Origin of the sequence: Parabacteroides sp. FAFU027 (assembly GCF_022808675.1) — a bacterium.
Lineage (GTDB): Bacteria > Bacteroidota > Bacteroidia > Bacteroidales > UBA7332 > CAXXIC01.
The window spans coordinates 65,571-87,388 of record NZ_JAKZKV010000012.1 but is presented as its reverse complement, the minus strand read 5'-3'; the positions used below and the strand labels follow the sequence as shown (position 1 = coordinate 87,388).

Genomic DNA, 21,818 nt, shown 5'->3' with positions numbered 1-21,818 from the left:
TGTGCGATTCTAAATTAGGAGGGTCATGTTTGGACTTTAACATATTTGTAATTTCAATGTAGCCTGGTTTTAAGATGAAAAAGTAAATACCAGGTGCATTTTGATGGGTAAATGGTTGAATTGGATTGTTTGTTTTGTTGTATAGTGAAGCCAATTAGGATTGCGACAATTCCGAAACAGAAACCCTTCTAACTCTAACGTTTTGGGATAATTTATTCGCAATTCAAAACGGCTTGACTATAATGAAATCAGAGGGGTTAATAATGGTGGCAAAAAGAAAAACTCCTGAGCGTCTTTTTTTAGCAAAGGCATACAGGAGTTCTATTTGATAAAATTCCCAAACTATATTGGGGGTGTCCAGGGATTGTCCGCGTGTTTCTTAGGGAAAAAGCTTAATATTGAACGGAATTTCACATGCTAATTTGAGTTTTGGAGTTTGTTCCGTCAGCATAGTTTCCGGAGTAAGCAGGAATTGAAGCTCGTTGGCCTCTTCAACTTTCACATTGGCATGGCCGGATGAAATCATTCCTATTTTTTCAGCTGCGGCATATGAAATATCTATCACACGGGTGTGCGAAAACGGGCCGCGGTCAGTGACCTTAACTACAACAAACTTTCCATTATCCAGATTAGTCACTTTGAGTAAAGTGCCTAGGGGATAGTTGCGGTGAGCAGCTACAAAATCGCAGGCATTATACTTATCGCCGTTGGTCATTTTCTTTCCAATCAACTTGTGCGAGTAGTATGAAACCCGGCCTGTTTCCTGTGCGGAAATGTGATGCCAAAGAGACAAAAAAAGGAACAAAACAGCGTTGTGTAATCTCATGCAAAAGGGATTAGTTTTTGCAAAGATATGACTTTTAATGAATTACACAATACCTTGCTCCATCATTGCGTGTGCAACCTTCATAAATCCGGCGATATTTGCTCCTTTCATATAGTTGATATAACCATCCGGTTGGGTACCGTATTTCACACATTGGTCATGGATATTTGACATGATCTGGTGGAGCCGGTTGTCCACTTCGGTAGCCGGCCAGGAGAGGTGCATGGCATTTTGTGTCATCTCCAGTCCGGAGGTGCTTACGCCACCGGCATTGACCGCTTTGCCGGGGCCATACAGAATTTTATGTTCAATAAACAGGTCAATGGCCCCGGGAGTGCAACCCATGTTAGAAATTTCTGCTACGCACAGGACATTATTCCCGATTAAGGCAAGTGCATCCTTTCTGTCCAGTTCATTTTGTGTGGCGCAGGGTAGTGCAATGTCCACTTTTTGTTCCCACGGCCTTTTGCCTTCAAAGAATTCTACTCCAAACTGTTCGGCATAGGGACTGACCTCGTCATTTCCGGTGGCACGAAGTTCAAGCATGTAGTCGATTTTCTCTCCGGAAACGCCATCCGGGTCATAGATATAACCATCCGGTCCGGAAAGGGTGACGACTTTGGCTCCCATCTGATTGGCCTTTAAAGCTGCGCCCCACGCCACGTTCCCAAAACCGGAAATGGCAATCGTCTTTCCTTTGATGTCATGACCATGCGTGTGTAGCATTCGGTCCACAAAATAGAGTCCGCCGTAACCTGTAGCTTCAGGGCGGATGAGTGAGCCGCCGTATTCGAGGCCTTTACCGGTAATGGTTCCGGTATGTTCGCGTATCAGCTTCTTATACATGCCATAAAGGTATCCGACCTCGCGGGCTCCCACGCCAATATCTCCGGCAGGAACGTCCATGTTGGGGCCGATATTGTGCCAGAGTTCGAGCATAAACGCCTGACAGAATCTCATCACTTCGGCGTCCGATTTTCCTTTGATATAAAAGTCGCTTCCGCCTTTAGCTCCGCCCATGGGCAATGTGGTCAGAGCGTTTTTGAAGATTTGTTCAAAACCCAGAAATTTCAGTATTGACAGGTTGACTGAGGGGTGAAAGCGTAACCCGCCTTTGTACGGGCCAATAGCATTGTTAAACTGAATGCGGTAGCCAAGATTGACCTGAACTTCACCGTGATCATCCACCCAGGGAACCCGGAAGGTAAAAATGCGGTCCGGCTCTACCAGTCGTTCGATGATTTTGGCTTTTTCGAATTCTGGATGCTGATTATAGACCTCTTCGATGGAGATGAGAACCTCTTTAACCGCTTGCAAATACTCTGTTTCGCCCGGATGCCTGGCTTCCAGATCGAACATCAGTTTGTCAATTGTCATACAACTATCTCATTATTTGTTTGCTATTTTCGTTTCGGGGAAACTGTTTGAAGAACTTTGTTGTTTTGCTCATAGAGGCTTGTTTTCAGTTATATAACAATTGAGAAGGCTCTGTTGTACCCACTTTTAGCGGAAAATTTAAACCAACCACAACTTTCTATTGCCGTGAAACCAAAAGATATCGATCATTTTTTGCTCAAGGACACTTCATTTGCCAATCTGATGCAAATGCGCATTTATAATGTCTTGCTGATTGCCCGCAAGTACGAAGCCTTTATGCTGGAGGATGACAGCCGGATTGATGAGAAGATTTTCATGGAATACGTCTCACTCAACCTGCGTTATCCACCCCGGTTTACGTTGGTGGTGGATGAAAATGAGGCATTGGTAGAGCTCAATGCACGAAACTATGACCTGGTGATTGTGATGCCGGGCAGCGATAATTTTGATATTTTTTCCGGAGCAAAACGAATCAAAGAGCAATTCTCCCGCATTCCCATAGTCGTACTTACTCCGTTTTCCCGGGAGGTGACTATCCGGCTTTCGAAGGAGGATTTGTCAGCCATTGATTATGTATTCAGTTGGTTGGGAAATGCCGATTTGTTGTTGGCAATTATTAAGTTGCTGGAAGATAAGATGAATGCCGAAGCAGATATGTGCTCAGTAGGGGTGCAGGCTATTCTGGTTGTGGAAGATAATATCCGGTTTTACTCTTCGATGTTGCCGCATTTGTACAAAATTATCCTCAAACAATCCCAGGAATTCTCGAAAGAAGCACTCAATGAACACGAGATGATGCTCCGGATGCGCGGTCGTCCTAAAATCCTCCTTGCCCGTACTTACGAAGAGGCGCTTTCCATTTATCAGACCTGTAAGCATAATCTGCTCGGGGTGATTTCCGATATCAGCTTTATGCACAATCAGGTGAAAGACAAGCAGGCGGGCATACAATTGTGCAGTTATATCCGGAAACAAGATCCCTTTTTGCCCATTATCATGGAATCGTCAGATGCGCAGAACCGGCCTTATGCCGACCAGTTACAGGCGGCTTTTCTGGATAAAAATGCGAAGTCTTTTCCTTATGAACTGGAGAGCGCTGTAATCCGGAATTTCGGTTTTGGTGAATTTGAATTTATTAATTCCGAAACCCAAGAGGTTCTGCTTAGAATAAAGGATTTGAATGAGTTACAGCACCGGTTGCATGAGATTCCCCAGGAGTCGTTGCTTTATCATGCCTCCCACAATCACATTTCCCGCTGGTTGTACTCCCGGGCGATATTTCCTTTGGCCGAATATATCCGACATCATAATTTTTCGGATTTTGGAACTTTTGAGGCTGGGAGAGAGGCGCTTTACAATGCCATTGTCAGCTATCGTCAAATGCGAAATCAAGGTGTAGTGGCCATTTTCAGGAAAGAGCGTTTTGACCGGTACAGCCATTTTACCCGCATCGGAAACGGCTCGTTAGGCGGTAAAGGACGTGGTCTCGCTTTTATTGATAACCTGATAAAACGCCATCAGGAATTTGAATCTCAGTTTGACGTGCCCATCCGGATTCCGAAAACCCTGGTGTTGTGTAGTGACCTTTTCGAAGAATTTATGGAAAATAACGGCCTCTATTCGTTGGCGCTTGGTAATCTATCGGACGAAGAGATTTTGCAGCACTTTTTGCAGGCACAGTTGCCCGATTCGCTTCATGAAGATTGCAAGGCTTTTGCCGAGGTGGTGAAAACACCCATCGCCATCCGCTCTTCCAGTACGTTGGAAGACTCGCATTACCAGCCCTTTGCCGGAGTGTACAAGACCTATATGATTCCGCAGAGTGAGGATATGGAGACGACCTTGAGCATGATTAGTGTTGGCGTTAAGTCGGTTTACGCTTCCGTCTTTTATAAGGAGAGCAAGGCGTACCTGCAAGCCACGCAAAATATGGTGGACGAGGAGAAGATGTCTATCATATTGCAGGAGGTGATCGGAAAAGATTTCGGAGATCGCTATTATCCGTCGTTTTCCGGTGTAGCCCAGTCGATTAATTACTATCCCATCAATGGCGAAAAGATAGAGGAGGGGGTAGCCAACATTGCGTTGGGATTAGGTAAATATATAGTGGATGGCGGTGTTACCTTACGCTTTTCGCCGAGCCATCCGCAGCATGTACTCCAACTCAGTACTCCAGCGATGGCATTGAGGGAGACACAGATGAAGTTTTATGCACTGGATAAACATATTCCGGAAATTCCATTTCCGGTCAATGACGGGTTTAATCTCTTGTCCCTCAGTTTGAAGGAGGCTGAAAAAGACCAGACACTGCAACCGCTGGCGTCCACTTTTGAACTGCAAAATCAAATCATCCGGGATAGCTGGTATGAAGGGGGGCGTAAACTGGTTACTTTCAGCTCTATTTTAAAATACAATGCTTTTCCTCTGGCTGAAATGCTCCGGCAAATCCTGAAAGTTGCTCAGGAGGAGATGGGGTGTCCGGTCGAAATAGAGTTTGCCGTAAATCTCAATGAGCCGGAAAATTCGAAAGGTGCTTTTTACTGGTTGCAGATTCGTCCTATAGTCAATCCCAATAAATCGGTGTCGGCCGATTTTAGCGACCTCTCTTCAACCGGGGCGTTAATTTATTCAGAAAAAGCACTGGGGCATATGGTGATTACGGATGTTGCTGATATTATCTATGTGAAAAGTGCGGGATTTCGTCCGCAAAACAATCCGGTAATCGCCCGAGAGATCGAACGGCTCAACCAACAGTTTATCGAAAGCGGACGCGGGTACATCCTTGTCGGTCCAGGGCGGTGGGGCACAGCCGATCCGGCACTGGGTATTCAGGTAAAATGGGCGCAGATTTCGTCAGCCCGCTTAATCGTGGAGACGGTTTTGGATAAATACCGGATAGATCCCAGCCAGGGGACCCACTTTTTCCAAAACCTGACCTCATTCGGGGTAGGGTATTTTACGGTAAATCCTTTCCTGAAGACCGGATTTTTCGATGAGCAATATCTGAATGAACAAGAGGCCGTTTATGAAACTGAATTTGTACGGCATGTCCGTCTTGAAAAACCGGTTCTTATTAAGATTAATGGGAAAAAGGGAGAAGGAGTAGTGCGGGTAGAAAGGGAGTAATATTAAGAACGGGTTGAAGTTTTTGGCTTCAACCCGTTGCATTTTATTTATCACCATTCTCAAGCAATCCCAGCAGATACTGTCCGTAAGCTGTTTTGTCTAAAGCTTTACCCAGCTTGGAGAGTTGAGCATTGTCAATCCATTTGTTTCTCCAGGCAATTTCCTCGATGCAGGAAACATAAAAGCCCTGGCGGTTTTGGATCGTCTCAACGAAGTTACCCGCTTCGAGCAAGCTGTCGCAGTTTCCGGTATCCAACCAGGCAAATCCGCGTCCGAAAAGCTGAACCTTGAGTGAGCCTTCTTCCAGATAGAGGCGGTTCAGGTCGGTAATCTCCAATTCACCACGAACCGATGGTTTCAGGCTTTTGGCTTTTGCCACCACGTTTGAATCGTAAAAATAGAGCCCCGGTACTGCATAATGAGATTTCGGATGCTCCGGTTTTTCTTCCAGGCTAACCACATTATTGTCCGCATCAAATTCAACCACACCATAAGCACGTGGATCTTTTACTGCATAACCGAAAATACAGGCTCCTTTGTCCATGGTCGCAGCCTTTTTAAGCATGCTTGAAAATCCTTGTCCGTAAAACATGTTGTCCCCCAAAATCAGGCATCCCGCTTCTCCATTAAGGAATTCTTCCCCTAAAAGAAACGCTTCTGCCAGTCCATTCGGCTTCTCCTGAATCTTATAAGAAAAACTCATGCCCAGCTCTTCACCCGTTCCCAACAGGTCTCTGAACATCGGCAGGTCACGTGGAGTAGAGATGACCAATACCTCGCGGATACCGGCAAGCATCAGGGTGGATAACGGGTAATAAATCATCGGTTTGTCATAAACCGGCATGATTTGTTTGGAGATAGCTTTAGAAAGCGGGTACAAGCGTGTGGCACTTCCTCCGGCAAGGATAATTCCCTTCATAGTTATTTTCTGATTTAGACTGTTAGCAATATTCCGGGCAGGACATATCTGAAATCCTGCGGCAATTGCGGCAAAGATAACACATTGCGATGTACGATTTATGAAGAAAATAAAAAAACCCACAAAAAACACCCCTGAGCAGATTCTGTTTCAAAATTGTTTTATCTTTGTACCGATTTACACCGAAAGCGCTATCCTTGCGCACCGACACAATAAATCCAAGATTTTTTTTATCGCATTACTTTTAGCTGATACCGATAGCGCGTCTCGTCGCTTTTCTTTATCGTTTTCTCCAAAAAAGAATATACTGTAACACCCATGTTTACATCTGAAGAATTAAACTCCAAGGTTTTAACCGAGCTTAAGACCATTGCAAAAGGAATGGGACTGAAGCGTGTTGATACGCTCAAGAAAGATGAACTCATCAATAGAATAATAGAGAATCAAAAGGTTGAAATACCGGCTGTTGAGCCCGTTATAGAAAAAGTACCCGAAACTGCATCCGCAGGTGAGGACAAGAAACGCCGAACCCGGATTAAGCAATCGGCAACGCCTGATACAGAAGCCCCAAAGGCTAATGTCGAAACGGCACCACAGGTTCAGGAGCAACCACGTAAAGTGGTTACGCCTTCGAGTGAGGATAAACCTTCCGAGGCCGCAGCTCAACGTCCGCAACAGCAAGATTCCCGCCAATTTGCTGCGCCCAAACTATCCCAGTATTTTCATGGCAAAAAAAATATTGTCGTGCATCGTTCCTTTAAAAATGAGGAGGAGGAAAAACCTATCTTGCCGGATATTCCGGTTGATGCCGATGAGCCGGAAGAAGAGCCAATCGTAGCACAGGAGCAGGTTGCTGCTGTTGAAACTGAAGTAATTGCTGATGTACCGCAAGAACCACAACCTCAGGTTGGACAAGATACCCGGATGAACCGTCCGCGTTTCGGAAATGGTAAACACCATGAAAAACCGTACGAATTTGAAGGTATCCTCATTGGTAACGGTGTCCTCGAAATTATGCCTGACGGATACGGTTTCCTTCGTTCCGCAGATTATAACTTCCTCACTTCTCCCGATGATATCTACGTTTCTCAGTCGCAAATCCGTCTTTTCGGATTAAAAACCGGTGACCTGGTCGAAGGAGCTATTCGTCCCCCGAAAGAAGGCGAAAAGTACTTCCCGTTGGTAAAAGTGGAAAAAATCAACGGACGTTCACCTGAATATGTGCGTGACCGCATTCCGTTTGACTTCCTTACCCCGCTTTTTCCGGATGAGAAATTCAATCTTTGCCGCGGTAAAAATGACAGTCTGTCCATGCGTGTGGTAGATATGTTTTCTCCTATCGGAAAAGGACAGCGTGGTCTTATCGTCGCTCAGCCCAAGACGGGTAAAACTATGTTGCTGAAGGAAATTGCCAATTCAATTGCGGCAAACCATCCTGAGGTTTATATGATTATCCTGCTGATTGACGAGCGTCCTGAAGAGGTTACCGATATGGCCCGCAGCGTACGTGCCGAGGTGATTTCATCTACATTCGATGAACCGGCTGAACGTCACGTGAAAATTGCCAGCATCGTATTGGAAAAGGCGAAACGTATGGTAGAGTGTGGTCATGATGTCGTGATATTGCTGGATTCAATCACTCGTTTGGCGCGTGCCTACAATACGGTATCACCTGCATCCGGTAAAGTGCTTTCCGGTGGTGTGGATGCCAATGCACTTCATAAACCAAAACGTTTCTTCGGTGCTGCCCGCAACATTGAAAACGGAGGTAGTCTTACCATCATTGCAACGGCTCTGACCGAAACCGGCTCTAAAATGGATGAGGTAATCTTCGAAGAGTTCAAAGGTACCGGTAACATGGAGCTTCAGCTTGACCGTAAACTGTCTAACCGTCGTATCTTCCCGGCTGTGGATATTACCGCTTCCAGTACACGTCGCGACGATTTGCTGCTTGACCGTGATACGTTGAACCGTATGTGGATTATGCGTAGCTATCTGTCGGATATGAACTCGGTTGAGGCAATGCAGTTTATCTCTGACCGGATGAATAAAACGATCAATAACGAGGAGCTACTGCTTTCGATGAACGATTAATCAAGGGCTTGACATACACCTGCTTTTATACGGAGCGGTACTGAAAAATGGTCAGGAGTCACTCTCCCTCGCATTTTTCAGTGCCGCTCTCTCGTTTTTCAGTGCCGTTATTGCATTTCGGAGTGACTCCAGGGCATTTTTCAGTGCCTCCCATGCACTTTTCAGCGCCGTTGACGCACTTTTCAGCGCCGTTGACGCATTTTTCAGTGCCGCTTTTGCATTTCGGGGTGACTCCGGACCATTTTTCAGTGACTCCCATGCGTTTTTCAGTGCCTTACAGTCTGGAGCAGGTTCTTTTCCGGGGAATATTTGCTCCATGTTAACATTCAAATCCTTTGATACGTTGACGAAATAATTATCTTTGCTATTCAAACTAAAACGAAATAATAATGGCTAACAAAAGAAATCTGAAGAAAGCGATTCACCAGGTGACCGCTGCTCTGTTTTCGGAGTGTATAATTTTCAAAGAGTTTATTCCAGGTGTAGATGCTGATAAGGCCGATAAAGCATTGGATAAAATACTTGACTTTCAGAGCGAATACCTGAGCCGTGTAAACAAATATGGTGGAAAAGAGGATGCTAAGCTTGTAAAAGCTTACTTCAAAAAGTTGACTGCAGATATTACGACTGATGCACAAAATCTATTCAAAGAGATTAACGAGCTGAATAAATGAGGCGATATCTAAGCCGTGCTATTTATAAAACGATAGGATGGCGTCACAATATGACCGTGGATATCCCTGATAAATGCGTGATTTGTGTCGCTCCTCATACCAGTAACTGGGATTTTGTACTGGGTAAACTGTTTTATTCTTCTATCGGCAAAACGGCTTCATTTCTGATGAAAGATAGCTGGTTCTTTTTTCCCGTTGGACTACTTCTGAAATCCATTGGAGGTGTCCCTGTAAACCGGAAGCAGACAGAAGGTCTTCGTGAACAACTGGCAGAGGAATTTAAACGCCGGGAACGGTTTCAGCTGGCCATCACACCCGAAGGTACCCGCAAGCTTAATCCGGTCTGGAAAAAAGGCTTTTACCATATCGCATCGATGGCTGAAGTTCCCATTGTCCTGATTTATATGGATTACGGGAAAAAGGAGATCGGTACGATAGGTGTTTTTCATCCGACAGGAAATGAAGATATGGATATTCGTCAGATTAAGCTTCAGTTTAAAGATATAAAAGCCCGATATCCGGAGAAATTTTCAATTGGGTAACAGGTCCTAAAAGTGTTGATTATTCTATCGGGTAATCAGCACTTTTTGATTTATATCGGGTTATATTGTTGGCTTTCATTAAATCAGCAGAGTAACCACCAAGACTTTCGGGAATACACCAAAACCACTCCACCTAATCTTATTGACAAACAAGTTTTTCACCATTTAAAACAGGGTCTATTTATATTGGGGGAAGAAGCTGTTAAGGCATTTCTCCTGTATAGTAGCCATTTTGTGTTTTATACGTGTTTTTGTGTTGATCCAGGTATATCTCTTCATAGTCGCGTGAGTCTCCATATCCGGAGAGTGGAACTACATTGACATCAAACCGACACTCCAGCATACCATTAGGAATTATATTGCCATATATTCGGATTTGATGTTCTACATAACCGGTATTTAATTCACTATTGTAAGTGATATTGATATATTGCGTTTTTCCCGGCATAATCATTGTTTTTTCATGTTTTTTGACCACCACGCAACCACAGGAGGTTAGGATGTCGTTGATTATCAAAGGGTCCTTGCCTTTATTGATGACCGGGAAGACCATTTTGAGCATCTCACCCTGGCGTATAGGATAATAGTGCCGGATGGAATCTTTCACTTCAGCCTGAGTTGGATTTATCTTTTTACTGCATGATATACAGCCAAACATAGAAATAATAGTGAATACACTTATGATAAGTCTATACATTGTGAATTTATTTATTTTGAGGAGTTAGTCTGATTTCGTCTAAGGCTAATTTTGTGCCAGTTGTTTTTTGGGGGATTATCCGTATTGTAAAATTATCCGTATCGGATATATTGATATTTCCTTCAAAAGCTATGACCCGGGGATTTTCATCGGAATCAGATACTGAATAGGATGAAGGCGAAAGTTTTTTATAAAGTTTCCCGTTTTTATACAGTTCTACCTGCTCCGGAATGCTTATGTGTAAATGATCCTGCTTCAAAAAGGTGAGGCTGATTTTATTTTTGGAAGAATTCTTTATCTGAGGGATGGCGATTTCAAGATTTCCCTGTGAATGTAACAGCCATCCGCAGTGGTAATTATCCGGCAATCCTGATAATCCATCGCAAAGTATAGATAAGTCAGTATAGTCTTCGTCTAAAGGAGTTAATGCCTTCAATGGTTGGTTAAGTAACAAATTTGTTTTTCCCGCTGAAGGTAGAAGTACCGTTCTCCATTCATTAAGATAGGTCGTAATTTCTCCACCGGATTCACGGTAGCGTTTACATCCCGGTATATCCGGGTGTTGTTCCAGTTGTTTCAACCAGCCATCAGTTTCCCTGCGTATCATAATCCGGTTTTTTTCCGGGTATGCCAGGCCGTATTCGAGGGAGCCGTTGCTTCTGGCTATTTCAAGTCGGGTAAATGATAATGCAATGCGCAGTTCGTTCAGTCGTTTTTTTTCTTCCGGTGTTGTTATGTCCGGAGCTTCTTGTAACAGATTGTAAAAGTGAACGAAGTCAGATGTATGTAAGAACGTATGCTTACTCTCAGATATTCCGCCATAAATATTTAAAGGCAATGGAGAGCGAATAGCTTTGTTTTCCATTCCCAGATAGAAGGGAATAAGTTGATTGTAGAAATGAGGGTAGGCTTGTTTGAAATAATTACTGACCAATTGATCGACAGATAGATCCGGATTGATTAACAAGGCCGAAAGCACGAACGATTGCATGTCGCTCAGTGTCGAATAATCATACCCACTGCCATTGAGAAAGATTCCCTTTACGCCCTTCTGTTGATAAAAATGAAGTCGTTGTTGTATTATCTTCAGTACAGGAAATGGGGTCAGGTAGTCATCGTAATTATTGATATAATCCCACACCAGAATATTGGAAGTTATCTTATGGCAATCGGTCAAACGTTTGGCAACACGAACAGGCATTTCCCCATCAGGTTGATAGCGAAGAGGAAAATCAATTGCACTGACAATAATACCAGTATTGATGGGGAGGACTTGTTGAGGAAGCTCTTGGGTGCTAAGGTAAGCGGATGTGAAAAACTGGTGTTTGGGAAAGCGATTGGCCAGGTGTATAATTAATCGCGTAACAGCCGGAGATGCTGAGTTTAAAGAGTTTCCGGCCTTTTTGCACTCTGCGCAATTGCATACTATTTTATTATCAGCGGGAAAAATCGCAAAACGCATGGACTGTTTTTCGCCTTCTCCAAAATTATCAAGGATGTAATGCTCAATGCAGCGATAGGTTTCCGGGGAAGAAAAGCAGAATTGCTCCTCTTTTTTTATACCGTCAACAGTTGCATATACTGATTCGGGTGAATTTTTACCCAGTATTTTCACCAGACCATGCCCCCATATTCCCCAGTCGGCATCAAAACCGGAATTTCCTAAAACAGGAGGCATGTCACTATTCAGGCATGTGATAGGGGTATAAAGGCTCCGGTACTCAAAGGCGAAGGTGCCACAGGTGTCAGATAAGTGAATAAGAGCCGGTGGCAGATCCGGAGTATTGATGTGTGAGTTTTCGATGGAGATGTATTTCATTACCTGGTACATGAGCCAAAGCAAGCCTGTTTTGTTTCTGGCTGTGAGTTTTGCTCCGTTTTGAATTGAGTGGATAGCAAAATCGATTTTAAGTGTATCGTTAATGGAGACAGAGATCTCATAATATCCGGAGATATGGCGATTGTAAACGATCCGGTCAGGTAGATCGGAGCGACGTTTGATGTGTTGATAAAAATATTCGCTCCACCTTACATTTTCCTCCGTTGAGTTTTCGGGGATAATTGCCCATCCTTTTGGGGTAGGAATGCTTTTGTGTCCGGTTGATGCGTTGATTGTCCCGGTAAATATCAGCGCGATGAGTAACACAAAATATAATAAAGTCGGATGTTTATAAGGCGACGCTAAGCTGTACATAGACATTATAGAGGTTCTTATAAGATGTATTGGTAGCTGTTTGATTATAATAGGTGTACCAGGTGCCGGTCAATCCTGCTGTAAGATTATGTGACAGCAGATATTGTCCGCCCAAACCTACCATCGTATTCATGTGGGAAAATGTACTCGGTAGTGCATTGTTCAGGATAGATATTTCAGGCGCAGATCCTATGCCTGTGATCATTGACAGATTGCTGTGTTTGTTATTACCGACGTATAAACGACTTTGCAAACTGGCATTGTAATAGAAAGATGATTGCATGCGGTATATCTCCAATTTTGTATTGGCCCAGATCTTTTCCCAATTCTTGGAAATAGTCGGGCCTGCGATCCAAAGATTTTCGTCGGAAGCTAGTCGTTTATAGCCGATGTGGATTCCCACTTCCATGTCCGCTTGCAATGATTTGCTGAATGTGGAATTGAATGAACAGGTCGGAAAAAAACGATTGGCCCAGGCTGCGTTTAATGTCAGGTTGTAGCTTTTGCTTAATTGGTGTGCCCATTCAGCTTGTAGCTGGATACCTGTACCTCCCTGTGAAATGGAATCGCTTAGTAAATAGTTTTCTTCAACGCCTTTACGTCCTGTGTAATTCGCTGTAAATGTATATGAATCATGTTGTTTTTTATGAGAAAACTCAGCCGTTGCGACAGACATTATTTCGTATGAGTCATTATAGTGTGATTGCATGTAGCTAAACCGGGCTTCATTCTGAGATGAAGAGTATTGTAATTCGCGCAAATGGCCTGAAAACTGAGCTTGTTCAGCAAAAGCGGGAATATAGAATTTCTGATAGTAATAGGCCGAATCGTATTGACGCATTTTCTCAAATATCAGACCTTTATTGTATCTTAATTCTTTGTCTCCGGGATTGTAAAGTAATGCAGTATCGAGTATGGCTATGGCCTCATTGCGATTTTGTTTCCCGGATAATTGCTGAGCATACAAAATACTACTTTGGGTAAACATTCCGATTACCTCTTTATTGTTTCTGTAATAGCCAATGTCATTGTGAAGCAACTCCCGGGCCGCTTGATATTGTGTGTTTTGGTTTAGCCAGAAGGCTTGTTTGATTCTAAAGAACAGGTCAGACGGATATAGTATGCGTCCCGTATTGATATAATGCTGCATGATATCGTATCGGCCGAGTGTTGCAGTTGCATTAACAATATAATGCAGTCCGGGATTACTATGGGGGGATACTTGTAATAACCGTTGCGCTTCCCTTTGCACGGCTAATGTAGCCCCATTTTCTGTCAGGTGTTTTATATAAGGAATGGAGATCTCCTCATAACTGTCAGCGTATTTGGACGCCTTTTCTTGTGGTGAATTTTGAATGCTATTGTATAGTAATTCGAGCGCCTCGGGTGTCCGGTCCATTTTGTCCAGTATCAACGCCTCCTTTTCGATTAGTGAAGGGTGATCGGGGTAATCTCTTGATAATATTTTCAGGGTTGACAGTGCTTCTTCATAGCGGGAAAGTGCCTGATAGCAGGTAATAGAGTACTCCAGTGCTTTTTCTGTCATTTCATCATTTCCTTTGCGATGCAGAATAATCCGGATGTATTCAAGAGCTTCGGTATAATCGCTTTTGGCCATCAGTTGAGAAGCTCGTTTTAGACAGCTTTCCTGCATCAGGTCGGAAATGTCCTGGTCTTGTGGAAATGAGTTGTAAAGCGTTTGTAGTATTGAATAAGAGCGGCTTTCATCGCCCATACGGCTATATAATTGATACTCTTTGTATAGGAGCGTTTTCGTTTTACCGTACCTTTTCCTGGCTTCACGCAGATAGTAGATGGCATCGTCTGTATAACCCCGGGTAAGCGCCGTATTTAGCAGGTAGTTGAGAGTTTCTTCACTTTTGTTCCTATTCTCATAAGCAATTCCATAGAGTGTGTATGGATCGTTCTTCTGATTAAATTGGGCTGCTTCCACAATCAGGACGTTATAAAGAGTCCTGAGTTTTGGGTTTCGGGGGAGCTTTTCTTTTAGCAAAGTTATCGCTTCGGAATAGCGGGATAGTTTTGTTAATACCTCAATCTTTCTTTTTAAAAGGAGGCAGCTGTTGGGGAAGTATCCCAGTCCCATATTGGCAATTGTAATGGCGCGATCGTTATTCCCTTCTTTCAGGTACAGCCCGGTTAGATCTGCAAAATAGCATTCTTTTTTATTGATTGTCAGAAGATTCTCTATTGTAGAGATGGCTGATGGCCGTTTGTCTCTTTTGATTTCTTCCTGGTACTGCTCTTCATAGACCTGGCTAGCCCGGGTGTTCAGGGACTGGTTATTGGGGAAAATCGTTCTTAGCCGTTTTAGCATTCTGATGGCTTCTTCTGTATTTCCCTGCTTTCGGTACATCTCTATTTTTCGTATCCAGAGCGGATACGAGTAAGGCTGTTCTTCGAGTAATTCGTTGATGTAACAAATTGCACTTGAGTAATTGTGGGTTTCCTCTTCAATGTTTACCAGTATCTGGCGGGCTGCATTATTAGACCGATCCTCTATCAACGCTTTGCCCAACTGATATCTGGCCTTTTCGTAATCTTTACGGTGATACCAGTATTGACCACATAATCCAAGTAATTGAGAGTTTGAGTCATATAGCCTCGAAGCTTCGTCTAATTTAGCTTTACCTCTTTCCCACAGTTGTTTGCGAAATAGCGTTTTTATCTCTTTTACGTATTCCTTAATACTAACGTCATCCGGCTGTGTCGCCAATATCCTAAATGTCCCGATAATTAAAAAGGCCAATAAAAATGCAACTCTTGCTCTTTGTTTTTTCATACTGTGCTCTTTCTGTGCGCAATGCTTTGTTGAATCTCTGCAATTTTACGAGATTCGTTTCTGTTATGCTTTTGCTGGTTGTGTGGTCTTCTGAAATCCTTTTCGGGTCATATTTCCCCACTTAAATTCTCTCTGAGTTAGGTAATTGAAATAACCTTTTAATGAGAAAAACGAACAGATCGGATGGTAGATGACAGGTTCGATAAGGGCAACCAGAAATAACCTGAAGTAATTAAATCTGCCTTTGTAAGGCGTCCCGATGTATATGTCATAGCGGAAGACAAAAATCCCAACGGTCTGAGCATATAGATAGGTAAACAGCAGGATTATCCAGGCTGTGCTCCAGTTTAGTCCGGTTGCAAAATAGAGATAGATTATGATTAGTAGTCCAATAACTTCTATGATAGGCGCAATGAGTTCAAATACAAATAGATAAGGCAATGTGAGCATGGATAGCTGTTTGTATCTGGGGTTAAACATTAGTTTGTAGTGACTGGAAAAGAGTTGCAACAACCCTCTGGCCCAACGGGTACGTTGTCTGTTAAGGATACTTAGAGAATACGGGCCTTCGGTCCAGCAACAGGTATAGGGAATCTGGACTACTCGATAGGACTGTGCATTGTCACACATGTATGAGATCATTCGAATAACCAGATCCATATCTTCGGCAAATGAGTTGGGGTCGTATCCTCCGGCATTGATCACGACAGAGCGGTCAAATAGTCCAAATCCTCCGCTCACATTGGGCATAGCATTGATGGTACTCCAGCCCTGTTTTCCCATCAGGAACGAGCGTAAATATTCATTTTCCTGAAACAGCGGGATAAGCGTTTTTGGGGGATATACTGATTTTATCACTCCGTTTGCCATTTCGCATCCGTTTGCCATGCGCATAACAGCGCTGACCGCAATCACTTTATGTGGAGAGTTGAGTACCGGATGAATAACCCGGTACAGAGCGTCTTTTGCCAATATACAATCTACATCTGTGCAGACAAAATAATCATAGGAGGCCGCATTGATTCCTGCATTGGAGGCATCAGCCTTGGTGCCTCCGTTTTCTTTGTCTACAACGACCAGATTTTTATAAGCCGGATTCGTAGATTTTAGTATTTTCCGAAAAGGAGCCTTAGTCTTGATTCGTTCGATGTATAACACCGGTTCCTCTTTTAGCTCAAAGTGTTCGATTAGTTTCTCGAGCGTTTTGTCCTTGCTTCCATCATTGACCAGTACCACTTCATAGCAAGGATAGTCCAGACTGAGCAGCGAGTTTACATTGTCAATTACAGTTTTTTCTTCATTATAGGCCGGTGCGACTATAGAAATACCGGGGGTATATACTGAGTGGCGGATAATGCTGTTTTCATACAACGGTACCCTATAGCATTTTGACCGCCAGATCGAGAAAAAAGCGGAAATAGTCAAAAATAAGTAACTGGAGAATATAGCCAGAGAGTAGAAGTAAACAGTGTATTCAAAGAATGTTTGTAGCATTGAGGTCATACGGCAGATTGTGAATAAGTATAATAGACATCAGTGAATATATTTTGATCAAGGTAGTTTGCTTTATGTGCCATTTGTCCAAAGATTCGTCGGCCATCTTCGCTGTAATTAAAGAGAACTTTAAGAGCGATTCGTTTCGTTTCTATATCATTGGCACTGGAGAATGCTTGTTTCAGAAAAGGAGTTCTGTTTTTCTCTTTTATATGGAGTAACCCGGATAGGATAGATTGTTTAATTACTTCGGGTTGAGTCGGGTATTCATCAACAAGCCGTTGTTCGATTGCGGTATATTTTAATTCACAAAGAGTTTGAATAATCTCTTTCCGTAGTTTCAAATTGTCAGTGTCTAGTAACGGTATCAGATATTCACAGTTTTCAGTCTGTTCAAAATAGCGGATCTCACCAATCAGAAACGTACGCAATTCGTCATTTTGTGTTCGGATTACCCAGGGGAGGAAATTTGGAATCAGATTACCCTGATTTTTTCTTTGAAGGAATATATTGTGCATTTCCAGTTTATCGTATTCGCTGAAGTGTGTATCAATGTCTTCATCCAGAAACCGGAAGGGGTCGTTTTGAGAAAGCCACATGTAAGCTATGCGCGTAGCTTTTCTGAGTTCCCATTTTCTATGGTATAACATAGACGAAAGAACCGATTCGCCTACTGTTTCATTGATGCTTTGTAATGATTTTAATAACCTTATCACCCGGTACGCTTTGCCATATCGTATTTCATGTTCAAAAAAGTGCGGTAATCCGAATGCGATGACCATCTGATGCAGATTGTATTGATTGATAGTCTCGTTTTCTTCCTTTAATCTTACCAATAGAAAAACGATATAGCGTTTATCTTCAGTTATAAGTCGTCTCTTTTTTAATGCCAAAGCTTTGGAAATCTGATCAGAGGTTAGCTTCTCGTTTTGTGTAGCTATAAGAATCATTTTCTTATAATACAATGCAACTAACTTTTGGTGCCGGAAAGAGCGATAAGTGGATTTTAGTCGTGCAATCAGGATATAGGTCCACAGATATATCCAGACGCATATCAGTGATAGTATAATGAATACACTAAAACGAATTACCCAGGGGTATTCTAAGAAGCGATCATAGTATAGATAGAAGTAATACGTATAGTAATCTATCCAGTTTAATATTAATACTCCGCTATTTTCCATTTATATCTTGATATTTAGATGGTTGCAATGAATAAATAATCAGAAATCAGCTTGCTGATTATTCAAATGAAATAGGAATGGAGAATGTTGCTCTTATGTTGTTTATGTCTTGTATAGCCCTGATTTAGTTACAATAACAATCAGGAAACATGTGCGATATTTTTTTTGATGAAACAATCATTGTTTTAGATAGAGCTATAGAGTATAGTTGTTTATCCGTTTCTATGATTGTTATATCTCTGTTTTTTAATGTTTAGATAATGCAACGAATAGATTCAGCAGTTAGTGCGTTGATTGTCTATGTGCAGTGGTACTAAGAGCCTGTTTAAATTTTACCGAAATCTTTTTATAAGCAGGTAAATCGTCTTTCCTTGCTCTATATTTAGTCTTTTCCCAGTCTGTTTTTTACTTTTTCCCCTTGATTTAGCCTGCTAAATTAAGGGGGGAGTGAAAAATCTACTTCGAAATAGTTCTAAAAAAGTCGAGTGAAAAAATTAAAAACAGACTCTAAATGAATGAGTGTTTTTTACTACCCCTGGTTCCCTTTCTCTCTTGTCTTTTTACTCTTTTGCAGTTATTGCTAAGTTACATAAGCTTCGTTGTTTCTTTATATTATTCAAATTTCAATTTTTAAATAATTCAGATGCAAACTTACTTAGTTTATTTTTGCGGTGCAAAGATATGGTATTGATGTGTTTGTAATATTTAATGAAGCATAATAAGTATTTACTTGAATGTTTTTACGCCTTCGCTGTGCTTTTATTGATGAAGTTTAATCTAAAGAGTCGCTGGGTATTGAGTCGATTGGGTATATTTGTCAAGCAGATATTATTTCTTTAATAAATAAGATATTATTCACTATGAACGAACTCCGCATCACCCTGTACCAAAGCGATATTGTCTGGGAGGATAAAAAATCAAATCTGGAAAACCTCTCCGAAAAACTGAAACAACTTTCCGGTATAACAGACCTTGTTGTGCTTCCTGAGATGTTTTCTACCGGCTTTTCTATGAAGTCAAAGGAAATGGCAGAGAGCATGGATGGCTACACAATTCGTTCTTTACGGGAATTGGCCCGACATAATGATGTTGCCTTGTGCGGAAGCATGATTGCCCTGGATGCCGGACGTTATTATAACCGCGGTTTTTTCATTCATCCGGATGGATGTGTGGAGCATTACGACAAACGACACTTGTTCCGTATGGGCGATGAGCCAAATCATTACAGCAGTGGTCTGGAACGTCTGATTGTCAATTACAAGGAGTGGAAGATTTGTCTGTTGATATGTTATGACCTGCGCTTCCCGGTGTGGGCGCGCAATGTGCAGAATGAGTATGACTTACTGATCTATGTAGCCAACTGGCCGGCTTCCCGTTCAAAAGTCTGGAATCTGTTATTACCGGCGCGTGCGGTGGAGAATATGGCCTATGTGTGTGGTGTGAACCGTGTGGGAACAGATGGGCTTGGTTTGAAATATAGCGGGGATTCTACGCTGATTGATGCCCGCGGTCAAACGGTTGTTTCCTGTACACCGGGTGTTGAGGAGTGCCTGACGGCTGTTGTCTCGATGGATTCGTTGGAAGATTTCCGTAAGAAATTTCCGGTATGGATGGATGGAGATCGGTTTGAGATAATTTGAGAATTAGCAAATTAGCAAATTCGAAGATGTGAAGATTAATTCCCGAATTTGTACATCCTGGAATTATGTTATTTGTGCCTGATTGGCATTTTTCAGAATAAAGGGCAATTTGAGATCATTTGAAAACTTGCAGATGTGATAATTAGCGAATTAGCAAATTTGAAGATGTTTTGAAGATATGAGAATGTGAAGATGTGGAAATTATTTTCCTAATCTCCACATTTTCAAATCTGCTAATTCTCAAATTGACACATCCTCAAATTTGCTAATCTGCTAATTTACTATTTTTTCAAATTAGCAATAATCGCTTTCGCAGCGTGTTCCGGTGCGCCTGGTTCGCCAAGTAAACGGTCTATTTCCTGGTAGCCGGTTTTTATCTCTTCCCGATAGTTTGTGTTGGTCAGAAGCAGATTCAGCTCTTCTGTCAGGTTTTCTACCGATGCCTTGTAGCCCAATAGTTCCTTAACCACTGTACGGTTGGCTATCAGATTGACCAACGAGACATAAGGCACTTTCAGAATCTTTTCCACGACATAATAAAGTATCTTTCCTCCGCTCTGGTAATAGCAAACCGCTTGAGGTACGTCAAAGAGGGCTGTTTCCAATGTGGCTGTTCCGGATGTTACCAGGGCTGCATACGCATTGCTCAGTAGAGGGTAGGTCTGTCCGAAGACAATCTTAGCTTCTGTGTCCTGAATGTAAGTGGCATAATATTCCCGGTCAATGCCCGGAGCGCCCGCAATGATAAACTGGTATCCGGGGAAATCCTTTGCTGCATCCAGCATCAGTGGCAGATTCTTGTCAATCTCCTGTTTGCGGCTACCGGCGAGCAGTGCAACAATGGGTTTTTCGCTTAATTTATTGGTGCTTCGGAATGAAGCAACCTCTGCCTGTTGTGTGGTTTTATAATGGTGAATCTCGTCCAGAGAAGGATTTCCCACATATTGGATGGGGTAATCATGCTTTTGATAAAACGGCACTTCGAAGGGTAAAATCGAAAACATCTTATCCACATATCGCTTGATATCCTTGATGCGATACTCTTTCCATGCCCAGATTTTAGGGGAAATGTAGTAGTGAACGGGGATGCCCAATTCTGTCTTTACAAATTTAGCAATCTTGAGGTTGAAGCCCGGATAGTCGATGAGAATCACCACGTCAGGCGCAAAAGACTTGATTTCCTGCTTACAGACCGCCATGTTGCGCATGATGGTCTTCAGATTCATCAAGACGGGGATGAATCCCATAAAGGCCATTTCCCGGTAATGTTTAATCAATGTTCCTCCCTGAGCCAGCATCAGGTCTCCGCCCAGAAAACGGAATTCAGCTTGTGTATCTTCTTTTTTCAGGGTAGCCATCAGGTTGGCAGCGTGCAGGTCGCCCGATGCTTCACCGGCAATTAGAAAGTATCTCATTCCAGACGGTTTTTCAGGTGGTCAATATAGTGGTGAGCAGTCAAATCGACTTTGCAGGGAACGACCGAAACATAATCATTGGCCAGTGCCCATTCACAGGTATCTTTCGCATCAGGTTCGCGGTTGTACATCGAACCTGTGAGCCAGTAGTATTCCCGGCCGTGTGGGTCGGTGCGTTTCATAAACTCTTCCTGCCATACCGCATCGGTTTGTCTGGAGACCCGGATACCTTTCACATCAGGAGTGTAAGGTACATTTACATTCAGGCAAATACCGGGAGAAATGCCATTGGCTAATATATCGGTAGCTATACGTCGGACGTAGATCTGACTTACGGAGAAGTCTGCATTGCTTAGAAAACTACACAAAGAAAATCCCACAGAGGGGACTCCGGCAATACATCCTTCGATTACTGCACCCATCGTCCCTGAATAGTGAATACTTACAGCAGAGTTGGAGCCATGATTAATTCCGGAAACCAGCAGGTCCGGTTTGCGTTCCAGTAGTTGGTTGAATGCCAGTTTTACGCAATCTACAGGGGTTCCGTTACATTGGTAAACTTCCAGGTCGTTTTCTTCTTTGATTTTATGAAAACGGAGCGGTGTGTTAGGTGTAATTGCACTCGATTGACCGGAACGGGCAGAATCGGGAGCCATTACGATAATCTGTCCCAATCCGCGCAGAGCTTCGATCAGCGAGGCAATGCCTTTTGCGTGAACGCCATCATCATTGGTGACAAGGATGAGCGGTTTGTTGCTATGTTGGATGTCCATGTTGTTGTCTTTTGTTGTTACAAATTTAGCCAAATATTCGCTGAGAAGGAAATAATGAAG

General features: G+C 42.8%; 16 protein-coding genes. 5 read left to right on the top strand and 11 right to left on the bottom strand.

All coding sequences use genetic code 11. The features are described 5' to 3' along the window. Nucleotides 1–379: 379 nt before the first annotated feature. Both MLE17_RS15770 and gdhA read right to left on the bottom strand, forming a co-directional pair. Nucleotides 380–826 (bottom strand): septal ring lytic transglycosylase RlpA family protein, encoded by a 447-nt coding sequence (locus tag MLE17_RS15770; RefSeq protein ID WP_243349686.1) that lies wholly within the window; start codon nucleotides 824–826, stop codon nucleotides 380–382. A gap of 42 nt (nucleotides 827–868) precedes the next feature. After that, nucleotides 869–2,203, bottom strand: coding sequence for an NADP-specific glutamate dehydrogenase (gdhA, locus tag MLE17_RS15765; protein WP_243349685.1), 1,335 nt, complete (start codon nucleotides 2,201–2,203; stop codon nucleotides 869–871). 222 nt (nucleotides 2,204–2,425) lie between these two features. Here gdhA and MLE17_RS15760 point away from each other — a divergent pair, with 222 nt between their 5' ends. Next, nucleotides 2,426–5,329 carry a PEP/pyruvate-binding domain-containing protein gene (locus MLE17_RS15760; RefSeq protein WP_243349723.1) on the top strand — a complete coding sequence of 968 codons (2,904 nt, stop codon included), beginning with the start codon at nucleotides 2,426–2,428 and terminating at the stop codon, nucleotides 5,327–5,329. A 43-nt stretch (nucleotides 5,330–5,372) separates the two neighbouring features. Here MLE17_RS15760 and rfbA read toward each other — a convergent pair whose 3' ends face one another. Then, entirely contained in the window at nucleotides 5,373–6,248 is an 876-nt protein-coding gene (gene rfbA / locus MLE17_RS15755; RefSeq protein ID WP_243349684.1) for a glucose-1-phosphate thymidylyltransferase RfbA, read from the bottom strand. A 318-nt stretch (nucleotides 6,249–6,566) separates the two neighbouring features. Between rfbA and rho the strand changes: the two genes are divergently transcribed. Further along, entirely contained in the window at nucleotides 6,567–8,342 is a 1,776-nt protein-coding gene (gene rho / locus MLE17_RS15750; RefSeq protein WP_243349683.1) for a transcription termination factor Rho, read from the top strand. Nucleotides 8,343–8,393: 51 nt separating this feature from the next. Here rho and MLE17_RS15745 read toward each other — a convergent pair whose 3' ends face one another. After that, on the bottom strand, nucleotides 8,394–8,660 hold the full coding sequence (locus MLE17_RS15745; protein WP_243349682.1) for a hypothetical protein: 267 nt from the start codon (nucleotides 8,658–8,660) through the stop codon (nucleotides 8,394–8,396). 71 nt (nucleotides 8,661–8,731) lie between these two features. Here MLE17_RS15745 and MLE17_RS15740 point away from each other — a divergent pair, with 71 nt between their 5' ends. Both MLE17_RS15740 and MLE17_RS15735 read left to right on the top strand, forming a co-directional pair. Continuing rightward, entirely contained in the window at nucleotides 8,732–9,016 is a 285-nt protein-coding gene (locus tag MLE17_RS15740) for a hypothetical protein (RefSeq protein WP_243349681.1), read from the top strand. Beyond that, nucleotides 9,013–9,558 carry a 1-acyl-sn-glycerol-3-phosphate acyltransferase gene (locus MLE17_RS15735; protein ID WP_243349680.1) on the top strand — a complete coding sequence of 182 codons (546 nt, stop codon included), beginning with the start codon at nucleotides 9,013–9,015 and terminating at the stop codon, nucleotides 9,556–9,558. The genes MLE17_RS15740 and MLE17_RS15735 overlap by 4 nt, the downstream gene beginning before the upstream one ends. Before the next feature lie 202 nt (nucleotides 9,559–9,760). Here the strand turns inward: MLE17_RS15735 and MLE17_RS15730 are convergent, their stop codons facing one another. The 5 genes from MLE17_RS15730 to MLE17_RS15710 form a co-directional block, all read right to left on the bottom strand. After that, complete coding sequence (locus tag MLE17_RS15730) at nucleotides 9,761–10,255, bottom strand: DUF1573 domain-containing protein (protein WP_243349679.1); 495 nt, start codon at nucleotides 10,253–10,255, stop codon at nucleotides 9,761–9,763. Nucleotides 10,256–10,262: 7 nt separating this feature from the next. Beyond that, the gene (locus MLE17_RS15725) at nucleotides 10,263–12,449 is read right to left on the bottom strand and encodes a DUF4838 domain-containing protein (RefSeq protein ID WP_243349678.1); all 2,187 of its coding nucleotides are present in this window, start codon (nucleotides 12,447–12,449) and stop codon (nucleotides 10,263–10,265) included. After that, a complete protein-coding gene (locus MLE17_RS15720; protein WP_243349677.1) occupies nucleotides 12,424–15,252 on the bottom strand; it encodes a tetratricopeptide repeat protein in 2,829 nt (942 codons plus the stop codon). Before MLE17_RS15720 ends, MLE17_RS15725 begins: the two co-directional genes overlap by 26 nt. 63 nt (nucleotides 15,253–15,315) lie before the next feature. Beyond that, entirely contained in the window at nucleotides 15,316–16,755 is a 1,440-nt protein-coding gene (locus MLE17_RS15715) for a glycosyltransferase family 2 protein (protein WP_243349676.1), read from the bottom strand. Further along, on the bottom strand, nucleotides 16,752–17,930 hold the full coding sequence (locus MLE17_RS15710; RefSeq protein ID WP_243349675.1) for a hypothetical protein: 1,179 nt from the start codon (nucleotides 17,928–17,930) through the stop codon (nucleotides 16,752–16,754). Before MLE17_RS15710 ends, MLE17_RS15715 begins: the two co-directional genes overlap by 4 nt. 860 nt (nucleotides 17,931–18,790) lie before the next feature. On the opposite strand from MLE17_RS15710, the gene MLE17_RS15705 reads away from it, so the two are divergent. Then, nucleotides 18,791–19,570: an amidohydrolase gene (locus tag MLE17_RS15705; RefSeq protein ID WP_243349674.1), complete on the top strand. Its 780-nt coding sequence runs from the start codon at nucleotides 18,791–18,793 to the stop codon at nucleotides 19,568–19,570. A 281-nt stretch (nucleotides 19,571–19,851) separates the two neighbouring features. Here MLE17_RS15705 and lpxB read toward each other — a convergent pair whose 3' ends face one another. Then, entirely contained in the window at nucleotides 19,852–20,985 is a 1,134-nt protein-coding gene (gene lpxB, locus MLE17_RS15700) for a lipid-A-disaccharide synthase (protein ID WP_243349673.1), read from the bottom strand. Then, a complete protein-coding gene (gene surE, locus MLE17_RS15695) occupies nucleotides 20,982–21,758 on the bottom strand; it encodes a 5'/3'-nucleotidase SurE (RefSeq protein WP_243349672.1) in 777 nt (258 codons plus the stop codon). Before surE ends, lpxB begins: the two co-directional genes overlap by 4 nt. Nucleotides 21,759–21,818: the final 60 nt, after the last annotated feature.